The organism is Chroococcidiopsis sp. (assembly GCF_051657925.1).
Taxonomy (GTDB): Bacteria; Cyanobacteriota; Cyanobacteriia; order Cyanobacteriales; family Chroococcidiopsidaceae; genus Chroococcidiopsis.
In genome coordinates, this window is sequence record NZ_JBOFLP010000250.1 from 28,145 (window position 1) to 42,715 (window position 14,571).

The 14,571-nt window shown below is 44.9% G+C and carries 17 protein-coding genes; 14 read left to right on the forward strand and 3 right to left on the reverse strand.

Annotated features, from left to right (window positions below; genetic code table 11):
- Positions 1-137 precede the first annotated feature (137 nt).
- The 3 genes from ACRC32_RS20425 to ACRC32_RS20435 all read left to right on the forward strand — a co-directional run bounded on the left by ACRC32_RS20425 (position 138) and on the right by ACRC32_RS20435 (position 1,443).
- Complete coding sequence (locus tag ACRC32_RS20425; protein ID WP_039716885.1) at positions 138-488, forward strand: YtxH domain-containing protein; 351 nt, start codon at positions 138-140, stop codon at positions 486-488.
- Positions 442-1,023, forward strand: a complete 582-nt coding sequence (locus ACRC32_RS20430; RefSeq protein ID WP_438555691.1) for a DUF948 domain-containing protein — start codon at positions 442-444, stop codon at positions 1,021-1,023. The genes ACRC32_RS20425 and ACRC32_RS20430 overlap by 47 nt, the downstream gene beginning before the upstream one ends.
- Positions 1,024-1,158: 135 nt before the next feature.
- Positions 1,159-1,443, forward strand: a complete 285-nt coding sequence (locus tag ACRC32_RS20435) for a DUF427 domain-containing protein (RefSeq protein ID WP_438555692.1) — start codon at positions 1,159-1,161, stop codon at positions 1,441-1,443.
- 207 nt (positions 1,444-1,650) lie between these two features.
- On the opposite strand, the gene ACRC32_RS20440 is transcribed toward ACRC32_RS20435, so the two are convergent.
- Complete coding sequence (locus ACRC32_RS20440) at positions 1,651-1,902, reverse strand: hypothetical protein (protein ID WP_317106677.1); 252 nt, start codon at positions 1,900-1,902, stop codon at positions 1,651-1,653.
- A gap of 66 nt (positions 1,903-1,968) precedes the next feature.
- Between ACRC32_RS20440 and ACRC32_RS20445 the strand changes: the two genes are divergently transcribed.
- From ACRC32_RS20445 to ACRC32_RS20455, 3 genes are all read left to right on the forward strand, one after another.
- Complete coding sequence (locus ACRC32_RS20445) at positions 1,969-3,243, forward strand: hypothetical protein (RefSeq protein ID WP_438555693.1); 1,275 nt, start codon at positions 1,969-1,971, stop codon at positions 3,241-3,243.
- 276 nt (positions 3,244-3,519) lie between these two features.
- A complete protein-coding gene (locus tag ACRC32_RS20450) occupies positions 3,520-4,284 on the forward strand; it encodes a pentapeptide repeat-containing protein (RefSeq protein ID WP_438555694.1) in 765 nt (254 codons plus the stop codon).
- Between the two features lie 143 nt (positions 4,285-4,427).
- Positions 4,428-5,060: a TenA family protein gene (locus ACRC32_RS20455; RefSeq protein WP_438555695.1), complete on the forward strand. Its 633-nt coding sequence runs from the start codon at positions 4,428-4,430 to the stop codon at positions 5,058-5,060.
- 96 nt (positions 5,061-5,156) lie between these two features.
- Here the strand turns inward: ACRC32_RS20455 and ACRC32_RS20460 are convergent, their stop codons facing one another.
- Positions 5,157-5,498: a hypothetical protein gene (locus ACRC32_RS20460; RefSeq protein WP_438555696.1), complete on the reverse strand. Its 342-nt coding sequence runs from the start codon at positions 5,496-5,498 to the stop codon at positions 5,157-5,159.
- A gap of 402 nt (positions 5,499-5,900) precedes the next feature.
- Between ACRC32_RS20460 and ACRC32_RS20465 the strand changes: the two genes are divergently transcribed.
- From ACRC32_RS20465 to arsM, 8 genes are all read left to right on the forward strand, one after another.
- Entirely contained in the window at positions 5,901-6,053 is a 153-nt protein-coding gene (locus ACRC32_RS20465; protein WP_438555697.1) for a hypothetical protein, read from the forward strand.
- Positions 6,054-6,086: 33 nt separating this feature from the next.
- Positions 6,087-6,422 carry an ArsR/SmtB family transcription factor gene (locus ACRC32_RS20470; RefSeq protein ID WP_015154861.1) on the forward strand — a complete coding sequence of 112 codons (336 nt, stop codon included), beginning with the start codon at positions 6,087-6,089 and terminating at the stop codon, positions 6,420-6,422.
- A gap of 96 nt (positions 6,423-6,518) precedes the next feature.
- Entirely contained in the window at positions 6,519-7,580 is a 1,062-nt protein-coding gene (locus ACRC32_RS20475) for a PstS family phosphate ABC transporter substrate-binding protein (RefSeq protein WP_438555698.1), read from the forward strand.
- Between the two features lie 18 nt (positions 7,581-7,598).
- A complete protein-coding gene (locus ACRC32_RS20480) occupies positions 7,599-8,606 on the forward strand; it encodes an ArsJ-associated glyceraldehyde-3-phosphate dehydrogenase (RefSeq protein WP_438555699.1) in 1,008 nt (335 codons plus the stop codon).
- Positions 8,607-8,750: 144 nt separating this feature from the next.
- Positions 8,751-10,010, forward strand: coding sequence for an organoarsenical effux MFS transporter ArsJ (gene arsJ, locus ACRC32_RS20485; protein WP_438555700.1), 1,260 nt, complete (start codon positions 8,751-8,753; stop codon positions 10,008-10,010).
- A 110-nt stretch (positions 10,011-10,120) separates the two neighbouring features.
- On the forward strand, positions 10,121-11,263 hold the full coding sequence (gene arsB / locus ACRC32_RS20490) for an ACR3 family arsenite efflux transporter (protein ID WP_438555701.1): 1,143 nt from the start codon (positions 10,121-10,123) through the stop codon (positions 11,261-11,263).
- Positions 11,264-11,391: 128 nt separating this feature from the next.
- Entirely contained in the window at positions 11,392-11,805 is a 414-nt protein-coding gene (gene arsC / locus ACRC32_RS20495) for an arsenate reductase, glutathione/glutaredoxin type (RefSeq protein ID WP_438555702.1), read from the forward strand.
- A gap of 46 nt (positions 11,806-11,851) precedes the next feature.
- Positions 11,852-12,658 (forward strand): arsenite methyltransferase, encoded by an 807-nt coding sequence (arsM, locus tag ACRC32_RS20500; RefSeq protein ID WP_438555703.1) that lies wholly within the window; start codon positions 11,852-11,854, stop codon positions 12,656-12,658.
- Positions 12,659-12,714: 56 nt separating this feature from the next.
- Here arsM and ACRC32_RS20505 read toward each other — a convergent pair whose 3' ends face one another.
- On the reverse strand, positions 12,715-14,082 hold the full coding sequence (locus ACRC32_RS20505) for a glycosyltransferase (protein WP_438555706.1): 1,368 nt from the start codon (positions 14,080-14,082) through the stop codon (positions 12,715-12,717).
- Positions 14,083-14,571: the final 489 nt, after the last annotated feature.

Below are 14,571 nucleotides of genomic sequence, written 5' to 3' on the forward strand. Positions count from 1 at the left end.
GCATTAATTCCGAATTCTGAATTCTGAATTCTCCCCACACCCCACACCCCACACCCTTTCTTCACTGATAACTGATAACTGACAACTGACAACTGACAACTGACCTTACAATGAGTGTAGAGAGAAAACCCTCATATATGCCTAACAACCGTTCAGGAGTCTTTATCGGCGGTTTTTTATTAGGTGCTGCCGTCGGCACTTTAACTGGAATGTTAATCGCCCCACGTAGCGGACGAGAAGCGCGACAGTTGTTGAAAAAATCTGCTAATGCTATCCCAGAACTAGCAGAAGATTTATCGACTAGCGTGCAACTCCAGGCAGACCGTCTTTCAGGATCGGCATTACGTAGTTGGGATGATACATTAGAACGATTGCGAGAGGCGATCGCGGCTGGGGTTGAAGCCAGTCAGCAAGAGCGTCAAGCCATCAAACGGCAAAATAATGAGATTACTTCCGATTCCCGTACTGCTTATACAGATCGCCCGTAGTGCCACTGCGATCGATCCACTGTTTTGGCTCGGACTGTCACTACTGCTAGTTGCTATTAGCCTCACAGCAGTTTTAGTGGCAGCCGTGCCAGCTTTTCATGAATTAGCACGGGCAGCCCGCAGCGCCGAAAAACTCTTCGATACGCTCAAACGAGATTTGCCTCCAACTTTAGAAGCAATTCGCTTGACAGGGTTAGAAATTAGCGATTTGACCGATGATGTGAGCGATGGGGTAAAAAGTGCGGCACAAATTGCAAAACAAGTCGATCGCAGTTTAGATCGAGCCAAGGAACAAGCAAGAAGCGTTGAGGTGAATACTCGCAGCGTCTTCACAGGTGTAAAAGCAGCCTGGAAAAATTTCACCCGTAGCACCCCTAATCGCCATAGTCGCGATCGCCTTCCAGCAGAATCAAGGCAACCCTTACCCACATACTTCAACAAAAGTTCAGATAGTGACTTCGACAAAGATACAGTCATCCCAGAAGAAAATCGTCTCAAATCACCTCCTTTCTACTTTGATGACGAAGAGGAATGAGTAGTTATTTGTCGTTTATCATTTGTCATTTGGATTTTCACGACTCACGACTCACCACTCACGACTCACCACTCACGACTCACTCTCAAGAGGGTAATAATGTATCTGGAGAGTTTATGAATTGACGAAAAATATATGGCAAAAGCAACTTGGAATGGAGCTGTATTAGCTGAAAGCTCCACAACAGAGATCGTTGAGGGCAACCACTACTTCCCTCCCGATGCGATCGACAAGCAGTATTTTCAAGAATCTTCCACTCATACAACTTGCCCTTGGAAAGGAACTGCTAGCTACTACAATGTTGTCGTTGATGGACAAGTCAACAAAGATGCTGCTTGGTACTATCCCACAGCCAAAGAGAAGGCAAAAAATATTGAGGGTTACATTGCCTTCTGGCGTGGAGTAAAAGTCGAATCATAATTAGTCATTAGTCATTGGTCATGAGAGGTGAGAGGTGAGAGGTGAGAGGTGAGAGAAGTTAGTTATAAATTACTAAGATCTTTTACTCTTACCTTCTGTCTCCTATCTGCGGACGATCGCTGATACCACCAGGATTTCTCGATCGTCTAGTAGCACCAGTTCTCTATCAGTACAAATGACAAATGACAAATGACGAATGACAAATGACTACCTAGACCGAGCTTTTTTTGCCTGCTTAACCAGTACGGGTCTAGGTTTTTTCTTTTTGTATTTCGGGTCTTCCACCATACGAGACATGGGAGGACGGCAAGTTTCACAATACAGAGGTCTAGGACCATAACTCTCCCGTTCCGTGGGTTGACTGCATTGCTGGCAGATGAATTTATATAACCGAGTATGGATTGTACGTTCGTGGGCGCGGACTGTGTACTCTCGAACAAAAACCTTTTTGGATGGCATGACAAACAAAACCTAGCTATGGTGTATCCAATATGCTAACTAGAAAGGAGTTTAATACCGAAAAAAATGCCTCTTCATAGACAACTTCAACACTTAATCGAAAACTTAATTGCTCTGAAAGAGCTTTACCACACCCAGCTCGTAGAGTCTGAGAAACAGGTAGCTCGCTTCAAAGAGCAATTGTCGCATGTCAATGGGTTACTAGTAGCACAGTTGGTAGAAAATCAACAGTTTGTACAAAGCCTAGTCGATATGCGATCGCAATGTCATGCTCAACTAGAAGCGAACCAACGCCAAGCAGCCCATGCTAGAGAACAAATAACTCACGTTAATGCTCTCCTCGCAGACCAAGTGAGCTTACCTCCAATGCAACATGCATTTGAGCTGCCAACGACTGCTTTTGAAGAACAGCCACGGCAAACCCTATCTGGTATAACTGCACCCGAACCCGAATCATTCTCTCAGCCTCTATCCGACCTTACCCAACCACAGCCCCAAGCAGAAGCTGAACTTGCCCAACCACAGCTCCAAACAGAAGCTGAACTTGCCCAACCACAGCCCCAAGCAGAAGCTGAACTTACCCAACCACAGCTCCAAACAGAAGCTGAACTTGCCCAACCACAGCCCCAAACAGAAGCTGAACCTGCCCAATCACAGCTCCAAGCAGAAGTTGCCGAAACACCTCTGGAGGTAGGAGAGACGAGCGAGGATACTGCCAGATCTCCCTCGGCTATTAAAACTCCGATGAAAGCAGAATATCAGAATCTGACGAAAATTCAAGCAGTGGAAAAGCTATTGCGGGAAAACCAGGGCAAGATTTTAACTGTGGAGTATATCATCTGGTCATTGTATGGAGACATGGATGCAGAAGCGGTCAAAGCAGAAAAACCCAGGATCTATGATACCCTCGGACAAGGTACGGATAAAGGGATTTGGGAAAAAGTCCCAGATCAACCAGCTTGCTATACCTACAAGTTGAGCCTAGTGGAACCTACAGCAGATTCCGAATCTGCCACGGCTAACACCTCCCGCTTACCCGTAAGTTCTCGTCGGCGACCGTCGCGGCGTGGTAAAAGCGATGATATGCTCCCTCGCTACAATCATCTCAGTCTGACTGCGGCTGTAGAAGTGGTGGTGAACGAGCATCCTGGTGAAGTGATTACCACTGAGAAAGTTGCCAAAGTGCTATATGGCGATGACATTGACGGACGCGCCTTAGTCAAAGCTAAAGACCGAATTGGTAAAACCCTCTGGGGAGGAGCTACCCAAGGACGATGGCAGCGCATTCCAGGTAGACTGGGTTGTTATACGTTGAGTTTGAAAACTTTGAAAAAGGGTTAGTTGTTGGTTGACGGGTAACAGTTATCAGGGAGCAGGGAGTAGGGAGTAGGGAGTAGGGAAAAGAGAGCTTCAGGAGCAGAGGGACAGAGGGGCAGAGGAAGCAACTCAAAATTCACGCATTAATTCCGAATTCTGAATTCGGAATTCTCCCCACACCCCACACCCCACACCCCACACCCTTTCTTCACTGACAACTGACTCCCGACTCTCGAAAAATTCTGGGTTAAGATGTATTGTCCATCTGCGATCGCCTAGCAATTGACTCTATCCTCACCTATGAAAACTCAACTCATCGTCATCACTACTGTTTTGACTGCTTTGCACTTCGCACCTCCAGCTCGTGCGGGAGATCTGGAACATACTAGACAACTTCTGGCAACAAAACAGTGCGAAGGATGCGATCTTAGTGGTGAGGGTCTGGTCTTAGCTAATTTAAGTCAGGCGAATCTGCGGGGGGCGAATTTAAGTGGTGCTAATTTGAGTCGGGCGAATTTGAGCAAGGCTGACTTAAGCGGTGCAAACCTCAGTGGTGCTTCTCTGTTTGGGGCAAATCTGAGTGGTGCTAAGTTGGAGCAAACAGATTTGAGTGGAGCCGATCTGCGTGATGCCTATTTAGCTAATGTAGACTTGAAGACAGCTAATCTTAGCGGTACTAGTTTGCAGGGGGCGATCGCCATTCCTACCCAAGCAGCAAAGCCTGAAGAATTTTATCGTTGGGGCATTGCTCAAGGACAAAAAGGCGACCCCAAAGGCGCAATTGGCTATTTCAATCAAGCTCTTAGCTTAAACGACAAATACGCCCCAGCTTACATGGCGCGAGGTATTGCCCGCTACCAACTGCTAGACCGATCGGGAGCGATGCAGGATGCTCAACGCGCCAAATGGTTATTTTTACGGCAGAGAAATAATGAAGGCTATGACACCGCCCAAGCCTTTGTAAACCAACTGCAAGCACCGCAAACAGAAACACCCAAGAGCAAACCCAATTTCTTTAACTTCCTCGGTGGCGTAACTTCAGTTTTATTAAGGTTTTTGTTGTAACCTAACTAGGAGGGAGCGCACGAGCAGGGAGCAGAGGGAGCTGAGGAGCAGGGGAAAACCAACTACCAATTACCAATTACCAATTACCAACTACCAACTACCAACTACCATCACCGCTGACTTACGACTTACAACTTCCCCATATGTCTCTATCCAGCGAATTGTGGCAAACTAATCAAGATTTAGCTCAAGCTTGTCTAAATCATCCATTTGTCCAGGGTATAGCCGATGGAACCTTGGAGCGAGAAAAGTTTGCTTACTATGTCGGACAAGATGCATTTTTCCTTGAAGCCTTTGCCCGTGCCTACAGTATTGCCGCTGCTAAAGCACCTGATTGGGAAGGATTTAATTTGTTTCACGGCTTAGCTGGGGGCGTACTGCAAGAACTTCAGCTTCATGCAGGGTATGCAGCCACATGGGGAGTCAATATTAATTCTGTCGAACCAGGTACAGCCACTCGTCGCTATATCGATTTTTTGTCGGCTACTGCTTGGAGTCAAGATGTGGGTTTAACCGCTGCTGCAATGTCACCTTGTATGAGACTTTATGCTTATTTGGGACAGAAGTTGGCAACTAAGAGTATTCTCACACATCAGTACAGCGATTGGATTCGTACCTACAACAGCCCAGAATTCCAGCAGCTAGCACAACAACTCGAAAAATTGAGCGATCGCTACACTAGCAACTCCGATACCGTACAAAAAACTTATCGCTATGCCATGTTGTGCGAGCGAGATTTCTTTCAAGCGGCTTGGGAATCGGGCGCTCGACCATAACAGTCGTTTGTTGGGTTTTCTTGCCACTGCTAGAGTGATATGCTGTGCGATGAAGTTCTTACTTTGACTTAATGAGTAAGTTCAATAAATAGGCATTCATGACTTCCGAATTTTGTAGCTTGCTGCTCCAAAAGGATATTCCGAATTCCGAACTCTAGCCCAAGTTTGCCATCCGATCGCCGAGAGTGACATCAATTGTCTGAGTTGTTGTAGTTGTATTTGCAGTGGTTCGCCACTCTGTCTCAAGCGATAAATACTGTCTTGTCCGCAATAAATTATTTCTGGTGCGTCGCGCAGTACGGTACGAGTGCAACGCTCGATCGCAATTAGTGTATCAGCCGTCCGTGCTAATTTGCGTCGAATTTGCCAAATTCGTTGCGCTACATAGCAAAGCAGCACAGATAAAATTAAATTTATGGCAACAACAATTATAACCATGAGGCTCAAAGCTGTATGGGTTGATGACAAAATAAGTTTATATTCCGCAAAATAATTAATTTTTATTTTTGATAATTTTTATTTTTGCTGATTTTGAATAAAATACCAATGATTGCGATCGCGGTCGGCTACACTTTTAATTTGTTTTTATAGTTTTTTTACATTCATTGAGCAAAGGCAATTTCTTAAAAGTGGAATTTGAGAGTTAACAGTCGATCTCAATAACTTTGTATTTGATAATACTAGTAGCGATCTCATCCAAGGGAGAGAAGTTTTTTCCCAAAGCGATTGATAGCTTATTCTTACCAATGCTAATGCATAAATTACATTTGAGTAAAGCTTTTTTACAGTAATTTATGTGTGAGTAAAATTACTTATTAAACTATCATTTTGTTTGCCATCATGAAAGAAACAAAAGTCGAAGCCAAGTACAACCAGAAAGACCGCAATCATCCAGCAAACTCAGCGATCGCCAATGGAGAAGATTTTAACTTTGACTTGTGGGCAAGAGCCGTCAGGCAACAAATGCTAGCTGTGTTGCGCGAAAAAGAATAGCATATAGTCAGACGTAAATTTCAATAAAATTTGATGCAAGTTTCTTTCTCAGTCACCTCCGACGCGATCGCATCTGGTTTTCATGCCTTGTCTGAGCCGTTACGCATTCGGATACTAGAACTTTTACGCTCCTCAGAGCTTTGCGTGTGCGAATTGTCGGAGGAACTGGGAATTGCTCAATCTAAGCTATCTTTTCACCTCAAAACCCTAAAGGAAGCTAATTTAGTGCGATCGCGTCAGGAAGGACGCTGGATTTACTACAGCTTGAATTTATCACAGTTCGTTGCACTAGAACAATATTTATCAGAATATCGCCGCTTCAGTCAATTGCTCCCTGCCCGTCCCTGCGAGGATACGCCCTCATCCTGAACCAAACATCCCCTCTTGACAAATCAATTTTTTTTGAAATGATAGAAAGGTAAACTCCCCTATCGCAAATTGATTTCAAGTGTAGGGGTGAGGCATATGAAAACGATAGCCAGTATTTCTATTTTTCTGGCGGGATGTGGTGTTGCGATCGCAACTGCTATGGCAATGCCAAACGCAGTTAGTCCAACCAAGCAACCGTTAAGGTTCGCTCAAGCGAATAATTCAGAACCCACAGCTACAGTTAAGACGGATGGTTCTAGCACGGTTTACCCCATCACCAAAGCAATAGCCGAGGAGTTTAAATCGACGGCAACGGGCAAGAACGCACAGTTGCTCGTGAATTTTTCTGGTACGAGTGCTGGGTTTAAAAAGTTTTGTGCCGGAGAAACAGACATTAGCGATGCTTCCAGACCAATCCGCACTGACGAGATGGAAGCTTGCAACAACAACAAAATTAGATATATCGAACTACCTGTAGCCTACGACGCGCTGACGATCGCCGTTAATCCGCAAAATACCTGGGCTAAAAATATTACTGTAGCCGAATTGAAAAAGATGTGGGAGCCAGCGGCAGAGGGAAAAATTACGAATTGGCAGCAAATCAGGTCTGCGTGGAGCGATCGCCCGTTAAAGTTATACGGTGCTGGAAAAGATTCTGGTACGTTTGATTATTTTACTGAAGCAGTAGTCGGTAAAGCCAGGGCTAGCCGCCAGGACTACACGGCAAGCGAAGATGATGATGAGTTGGTAGAGGGAGTTAGCAAAGACCTGAATGCGTTGGGGTATTTTGGCTTTGCTTATTACGAGGCAAACCAGGACAAGCTGAAGGCTCTGGCAGTAGATAGCGGTAGGGGTGCAGTTTTACCATCGCGACAGGCAGTAGAAAAGGCACAGTACGAGCCTCTGTCTCGACCATTATTTATCTACGTCAATGCCAGATCGGTTCAGCTCAAACCTGCCGTGCGGCGATTTGTCGATTTCTATATTCAGCGTGCGCCAACTTTAGTTAGCTCCGTAGGTTACATCCCCTTACCTGCGGAAGGCTATCGCCTGACTTATATCTACTTCAATCGAGGCAAAGTGGGAACTGTCTTTGAAGGCAAATCCCAAATTGGTTTGACAATTGGGCAGTTATTACGCAGACAAGCAAAATTTTAAGTACAACCAGGTAAAGTCATGGGAATTCGAGTTGGTATCAACGGCTTTGGTAGGATCGGGCGATTAGCACTAAGGGCTGCTTGGGCATGGTCGGAACTAGATTTCGTACATATCAACGAAATTAAAGGTGGTGCAGTCGCTGCTGCCCATTTACTTAAATTTGATTCGGTTCACGGTCGTTGGACACCAGAAGTAGCAGCGGAGGGCGATCGCATTTCCATTGACGGCAAGTATTTGAGTTTCAGCGAGTCACCCACACCAGGGGAAGTTCCGTGGGATGAGTTGGGAGTCGATCTCGTATTGGAGTGTTCTGGTAAATTCCGCACCCCAACTTTACTCGAACCCTATTTTAAGCGGGGAGTGCAAAAAGTCATCGTGGCTGCACCCGTTAAGGAAGAGGCATTAAACATCGTTATGGGAGTCAACGATCGCCTCTACGAACATGACAAGCACCACTTACTCACAGCGGCTTCTTGTACCACAAACTGTCTGGCTCCAGTCGTAAAAGTCATCCATGAAGGATTGGGAATTCGACATGGAGTCATTACCACAGTCCACGACCACACCAACACGCAGACAATCGTAGACGCGCCGCATAAAGACTTGCGACGGGCGCGAGCGACGGGTTTATCTTTAATTCCAACGACAACGGGTTCCGCTACAGCAATCGGGTTAATTTATCCCGAACTGCAAGGTAAGCTCAACGGCTTGGCAGTGCGAGTACCGTTATTAAATGCCTCCCTCACCGATTGCGTGTTTGAAGTCGTGCGTCCCACCACAGTAGAAGAAATTAACGGTTTGCTCAAAACTGCGGCAGAAGGAGAACTCAAAGACATTCTCGGTTACGAAGAACGTCCCTTAGTTTCTGTAGACTACAAAGACGATCCGCGATCGGCTGTTGTGGATGCACTATCAACAATGGTCATCGATGAAACACAAGTCAAAGTTTTAGCTTGGTATGACAACGAATGGGGCTATGCAAATCGCATGGTTGAACTTGCCCGCAAGATTGCCCGTTGCTACTAACCTTTACAGATATTGCAAAGCTTAGATCGATCCCCCAACCCCCTTAAAAAGGAGGCTATATACTCCCCCCTTGTCAAGGGGGGCAGGGGGGATCGAGATCTCTGACATAAATGCTTAATTTCTGTCTCACCCTAGCTAACAACCATGACTTCCACTGCTGGAAATAAAGCCAATTTGCGTAACTATGCCCTCGTTACTGCTGCCTACTGGAGCTTCACAATTACCGATGGAGCGTTGCGGATGTTGGTGTTACTGCACTTTCATCTGCTGGGCTACACTCCTTTGCAAATCGCCATGCTGTTTCTGTTTTACGAAATTTTTGGCGTTGTTACCAATTTGTTCGGAGGCTGGATCGGTTCTCAATTTGGTCTGAAGCTAACTCTCTACGGCGGGATCGGGTTACAAGTTTTTGCTTTAGCTATGCTGGCGCTGCTCAATCCAGAATGGGCTGTGTGGTTGCAAGTCACCTACGTGATGGTCGCGCAAGCCTTTTCTGGAATTGCCAAAGACTTGACTAAGATGAGTTCTAAGAGTGCGATTCGCTTGGTCATACCTCAGGAGGCACAGTCGTCACTGTTTAAATGGGTGGCAATTTTGACTGGTTCAAAAAATGCTCTGAAGGGGGTTGGCTTTTTTATTGGTAGCATGCTGCTAGCTCAATTTGGCTTTGTCAATGCCCTGCTGATAATGGCAGGTGGTCTTTGCCTCATCCTGGGTACGGGGGTACTACTGCCACAAGGCATGGGTAAGATTAAGGCGAAAGTTAAATTTACCCAGCTCTTTTCTAAAAGTAGGGAGATTAACATTCTCTCTGCGGCTCGTTTCTTTCTCTTCGGTGCGAGGGATGTTTGGTTTGTAGTTGCCCTCCCCGTGTTTCTCTACAGCACGCTTGGCTGGACGTTCGAGCAGGTTGGGGGATTTATGGCTTGTTGGGTGATTGGCTACGGAACGGTACAATTTTTAGCGCCCGATCTGCTGCGCTGGTTGGGTTCGGGAGCGGCTCCCCAAGGAAGAACGATTCAAATTTGGACGTTTGTGCTGAGTGCGATTCCCGCCGCGATCGCCCTTTCCCTTCAACTCAGAGTTTCCCCAGCTTTAACAATTGTGGTAGGACTAGCAATTTTTGGGGTTATCTTTGCCTTCAATTCAGCAATTCATTCCTATCTCGTCCTTGCCTACACCGATGATGACAAGGTTGCATTAAATGTTGGCTTTTATTATATGGCTAACTCTGGTGGGCGCTTAGCGGGTACAGTGCTATCTGGTTTGATCTTTCAGCTATTTGGCTTAGTGGGTTGTTTGTGGGTGTCGATGGCATTCGTACTGATGGCGGCTGCAATTTCTTTGAAATTACCCGATCCGCAACCCCAAAAAGCGATCGCCTGGAAAGCAAAAGAAGATTAGTTATTGGTAATGGGTAATGGGTAATGGGTAGTTGGTAATTGCTCCCTTAGCTCCCTCAGCAACCTTGCGCTCCCCCAGCTCTCTTATCCCCGACTCCCCACACTTTTATCATGAGTATTAACAGTTTTGCATCAAAGCCGATTGTCAACCGTCTGAGTTTTTTTGAAAAATACCTGACTGTCTGGGTTTTTCTGTGTATTATTGCCGGAATTCTTTTGGGTAGGTTGTTTCCGGGCATAGCAGTGGCTCTCGATGCCATGAGCATTTATCAGGTGTCAATTCCGATCGCTATTTGCCTCTTTTTCATGATGTATCCAATTATGGTGAAGATCGACTTCACTCAGGCAACAAATGCAATGCGATCGCCCAAACCTGTAATTCTCACTTTGGTAGTGAATTGGTTAATTAAACCATTTACGATGGTTGTATTCGCGCAGTTTTTTTTGGGATGGTTATTTCGTCCTTTGCTATCTGGTACGGAAATTATCCGAGGTAACGAAATTGTGTTGGCGAATTCCTATATTGCTGGGGCAATCTTACTAGGCATAGCCCCTTGTACGGCAATGGTATTGATGTGGGGTTATCTCTCCTACGGTAATCAAGGACATACGCTGGTGATGGTAGCAGTAAATTCTCTAGCCATGCTGTTTTTATATGCACCTTTGGGAAGATGGTTGTTAGCAGCAAACGATCTCAGCGTACCTTGGGAAACCATCGTCCTATCAGTGCTGATTTATGTTAGCTTGCCTTTAGCTACGGGAATGTACAGTCGTTATTGGATACTGAAACATAAGGGTAGAGAGTGGTTTGAACGGCGGTTTTTGAAATATCTCAGTCCCGGTGCGATTGCTGCACTTTTAATGACTCTCGTGTTGCTGTTTGCCTTTAAAGGTGAGCTAATTGTCAACAATCCCATACATATCGTTTTAATTGCCGTACCGCTGTTTATTCAGACGAATTTTATTTTTCTAATTTCCTACGTAGCAGCATTAAAACTCAAACTTGCTTATGAAGATGCTGCACCTGCGGCGTTGATCGGAGCCAGCAATCATTTTGAAGTGGCGATCGCTACGGCGGTGATGTTATTCGGTTTAAATTCTGGCGCTGCTTTGGCTACTGTGGTGGGAGTCTTGATTGAAGTACCAGTTATGCTCATGCTAGTAGAAATTTGTAAGCGTACAGCAGCTTGGTTTCCTCGCGAGCCAGAAAAAGCTTCTCTGCGCGATCCGCGTTGTGTCAGTGCTTTTAAGTGAGGATTGTCATTTATCATTTGTGAAAGCGCAATTAGCGTGTCACAGACAGATGAACGGTATTTTCACAATTGGTTTAGACAGGCTATAGTTGACTTATTTTTTAACTTTTAACTTTTAACTTTTGACTTATGAAAAGAGTCATGTTTGTCTGTAAAACAAATTCCCGTCGTTCCCAGATGGCGGAGGGTTTTGCTCGACAGTTGGGAGTAGGAAAAGTTCAAGTAATGAGTGCTGGTTTAGAAACGAATCAAATCGATCCACTAGCAATTCAAGTTATGTCAGAAGTTGGCATAGATATTAGCAGCCAGACCTCTAAGCTTTTAAACAATTTCAATCCAGCAGATTACGATGTCGTTATTTCTCTATGTGGTTGTGGTGTCAACTTACCCGAGTCTTGGGTATTAAGAGAAGTCTTTCAGGATTGGCAATTGGAAGATCCTCAAGGGCAATCAATAGAAACTTTTCGACAGGTGCGATCGCAAATTAAGGAAAGAGTAGAGCAACTTATTCAATCTCTTAGAAATGAAAAACCCAATGTTTAAATCATAAAATTCACTCAGCTTTTTAACGATTGAGGAGATTAAAACTATGGACAGCAATGCAGTAAAACAAAACGTGAGAGCGGCTTACGGTAAGATTGCTCAACAACAAACAGGTTGTGGCTGCGGTACTCCTACCGCTGACACAACAGAATTTGCTGTGGCTTTAGGTTATGCAGAAGCGGAACTCAATACAATTCCAGCCGAGGCGAATTTAGGACTGAGTTGTGGTAATCCTACCGATTTAGCGCAACTAAAGCCAGGTGAGATTGTTCTCGATTTAGGTTCGGGTGCGGGTTTCGATTGCTTTATTGCTGCGACAAAAGTTGGTGCTACAGGCAAAGCGATCGGTGTAGATATGACACCAGAGATGATCGCCAAAGCAACAGAAAACGCTCAAAAATCGAATGTACAAAATGTAGAATTTAGATTGGGAGAAATTGAAAACTTACCCGTAGCAGACGAGACTGTAGACGTAGTTATTAGTAATTGTGTCATCAATCTATCTCCCGATAAGCCAAAAGTTTTCCAAGAAATTTATCGAGTTTTAAAACCAAATGGCAGAATTGCCATTTCCGATACAGCACTCAAACAGCAACTTTCTGAGTCAGTGCGACAAGATATTGCTGCTTATGTTGGTTGTGTAGCTGGTGCTTTATTAGTAGATGAATATCAAAAGATTGTCGAAACTGCTGGATTTCAAAATGTCAAGGTAACAGTTAGACAAGCATTTTCTTGTTGTGGAGATGCAGAAACAAAAGATCCAATAGGGCAAGCAATTGTTGCTGCGTCAGGTGTTAATGCAACTTGGCAAAATGATGTTGTCAGCGTCTACGTAGAAGGAAATAAAGCCTAAATCACAATACATTTAAAATCTCGTAAACTTCAAGCCTGAGGTGGGCATTGCCCACCCTACTCTTTTTTAACTTTTGTACGGGCGGGTTTAGCAGATAGATTGACAGCCAAATCCATAAATTTTTGATGAAAACCCGCCCCTACAAATACATAACTTTTAACTTTTATCTTTCTTCGCTGGTGACGCAATTTCTCTAAACGAATGCGCAGAGCTGAGATTGCTTCCTGAATTGGGATGAGTTGCCAACGCTGTCTCCAGATTCCTTCTACTTGTTGACGCTGTTCTACCTTTTCCCAAAGTAAACCGAAGCTCTGAGGTTGAGCTAACTCTGACATTAACCATTGCCAATTCACACCCACAGCATTTGCTACCAGAGCGATCGCATTGTGGGTTGGTTGGTAGTCATAAAGATAACTCCACCACAGGACTCTCAGCTGATGTCGCCACTCAAATCGAGCTTCTACTTCAGCCGCCGACTCTACCAAAAATTGTTGCTGCGATCGCCCCATTTCCACCCATTTACTCAGTTGGTTTGCCAATCCTACATCTGTGCGTCCTGTAGTCCGAGCTGATGTGAAGACACGCACGCGGGTACTGTGACGAAAACGGGCATTGACTCTCAATAGTGCTTGGTAGAACGCTACATCTTCAGGAGTGCGGACTGGTTGCATTCCTCCTGCTTGAGCATACATCTCCACTGTGACGGCAAGGCTTGCTCCGTAGTGTTGAAAGTGGCGGGGGATGAGATCGATTGGATCGGGATCTAGATAAGCTTCTAATTCGGCAATAAGAAAGCGGTAGCCTACTTCGCGCAGATGGCAAGCTCTTGTATAAGGATCTAAAGCCGTGCGACCTTCACGATCTGTAATAATTCGTCCTCCTACAGCGTCAGCACCACTGGCGATTTCGTCCAAGATAGCAGCGATCCAAGTCGGTGTAACTCGCGAATCTCCATCTGTAGAGGCAATGACTCGTCTTTTACCACCAATAGAACTCAGACGACGATAAGCTTCATCCATCAGGACTTGACGCACTCGACCGATATAAGCCTCAGCCGCAGGAAATACTTTTTCAACTACGTGTAGAACCAGATCGGGATGAGTAGTAGCAAAATTGCGCGCGATCGCAGCCGATTCGTCATTGCAATTATTTGCCAGCAGCACGATCTCATAGCGATTGCGATCGAGCGACTTTCCAGTTAAATCGAGCTGATTGTACAAAGCCAAGAGTGTACTCTCTAAATTGTCGGCTTCATTACGCACGGGAACGATAACGCAAACTTCGCACTGGGATAGGGGCGGAGTTGTAACTAAAGGCTGATGAAATCGCTCGAACAACCAACTTTGATAGGTTGATGCTTCGCGATCGCGCCAATTCTTTTTGCCATGCTGAAAAACACGCCGAGGCGTGTCAGTCCAATTCATCACGATTTGTAAAAACTTTGTTACTTGTTAATTCTGCTACCCGAATTATGAAAATGAAATCTGTCCAGTGGTTGATTATCGCTATTAAAGTAACTCCTAAATTAGATATGACCTTAAAGTCACGTAGGCTATTCAGTCGAAATCTGCTTGGAAAATGACGTAAAAGGAGATGGAGACAAAAGAGATCGAATATAAGAGTTTCAAGTCTATGTGACCTTCAATACATAACTTAATCTATCCAATTGAGGATAGATAGCATGTTTTTCGTAGAGTTACCACCGACCGGAAAACCTCTGAAGAAGAACGCTTTCAAGATGACTATTATTCTTACTTTGAGGCTCCTGAAAATGCTACACGGTATGCTCCTTCAGTTTGGTTTCTCAATCAGGCTTTTCAGCAACAGTCATTAATATATAAACATTTTTATCAACATCCATCTCAAGAGTTATAGCCCAAATTGCTAGTTTATATTTAGATTAGTTTTTTTGT

Coding starts and splice junctions, on each gene's coding strand:
- ACRC32_RS20470 (WP_015154861.1), top strand. CDS start 6,087: ATGCAAGTTTCTTTCTCAGTCACCTCCGACGCGATCGCATCTGGTTTT.
- ACRC32_RS20430 (WP_438555691.1), top strand. CDS start 442: ATGAGATTACTTCCGATTCCCGTACTGCTTATACAGATCGCCCGTAGT.
- ACRC32_RS20425 (WP_039716885.1), top strand. CDS start 138: ATGCCTAACAACCGTTCAGGAGTCTTTATCGGCGGTTTTTTATTAGGT.
- ACRC32_RS20505 (WP_438555706.1), bottom strand. CDS start 14,082: ATGAATTGGACTGACACGCCTCGGCGTGTTTTTCAGCATGGCAAAAAG.
- ACRC32_RS20480 (WP_438555699.1), top strand. CDS start 7,599: ATGGGAATTCGAGTTGGTATCAACGGCTTTGGTAGGATCGGGCGATTA.
- ACRC32_RS20450 (WP_438555694.1), top strand. CDS start 3,520: ATGAAAACTCAACTCATCGTCATCACTACTGTTTTGACTGCTTTGCAC.
- arsJ (WP_438555700.1), top strand. CDS start 8,751: ATGACTTCCACTGCTGGAAATAAAGCCAATTTGCGTAACTATGCCCTC.
- ACRC32_RS20435 (WP_438555692.1), top strand. CDS start 1,159: ATGGCAAAAGCAACTTGGAATGGAGCTGTATTAGCTGAAAGCTCCACA.
- arsM (WP_438555703.1), top strand. CDS start 11,852: ATGGACAGCAATGCAGTAAAACAAAACGTGAGAGCGGCTTACGGTAAG.
- arsB (WP_438555701.1), top strand. CDS start 10,121: ATGAGTATTAACAGTTTTGCATCAAAGCCGATTGTCAACCGTCTGAGT.
- ACRC32_RS20475 (WP_438555698.1), top strand. CDS start 6,519: ATGAAAACGATAGCCAGTATTTCTATTTTTCTGGCGGGATGTGGTGTT.
- arsC (WP_438555702.1), top strand. CDS start 11,392: ATGAAAAGAGTCATGTTTGTCTGTAAAACAAATTCCCGTCGTTCCCAG.
- ACRC32_RS20440 (WP_317106677.1), bottom strand. CDS start 1,902: ATGCCATCCAAAAAGGTTTTTGTTCGAGAGTACACAGTCCGCGCCCAC.
- ACRC32_RS20460 (WP_438555696.1), bottom strand. CDS start 5,498: ATGGTTATAATTGTTGTTGCCATAAATTTAATTTTATCTGTGCTGCTT.
- ACRC32_RS20445 (WP_438555693.1), top strand. CDS start 1,969: ATGCCTCTTCATAGACAACTTCAACACTTAATCGAAAACTTAATTGCT.
- ACRC32_RS20465 (WP_438555697.1), top strand. CDS start 5,901: ATGAAAGAAACAAAAGTCGAAGCCAAGTACAACCAGAAAGACCGCAAT.
- ACRC32_RS20455 (WP_438555695.1), top strand. CDS start 4,428: ATGTCTCTATCCAGCGAATTGTGGCAAACTAATCAAGATTTAGCTCAA.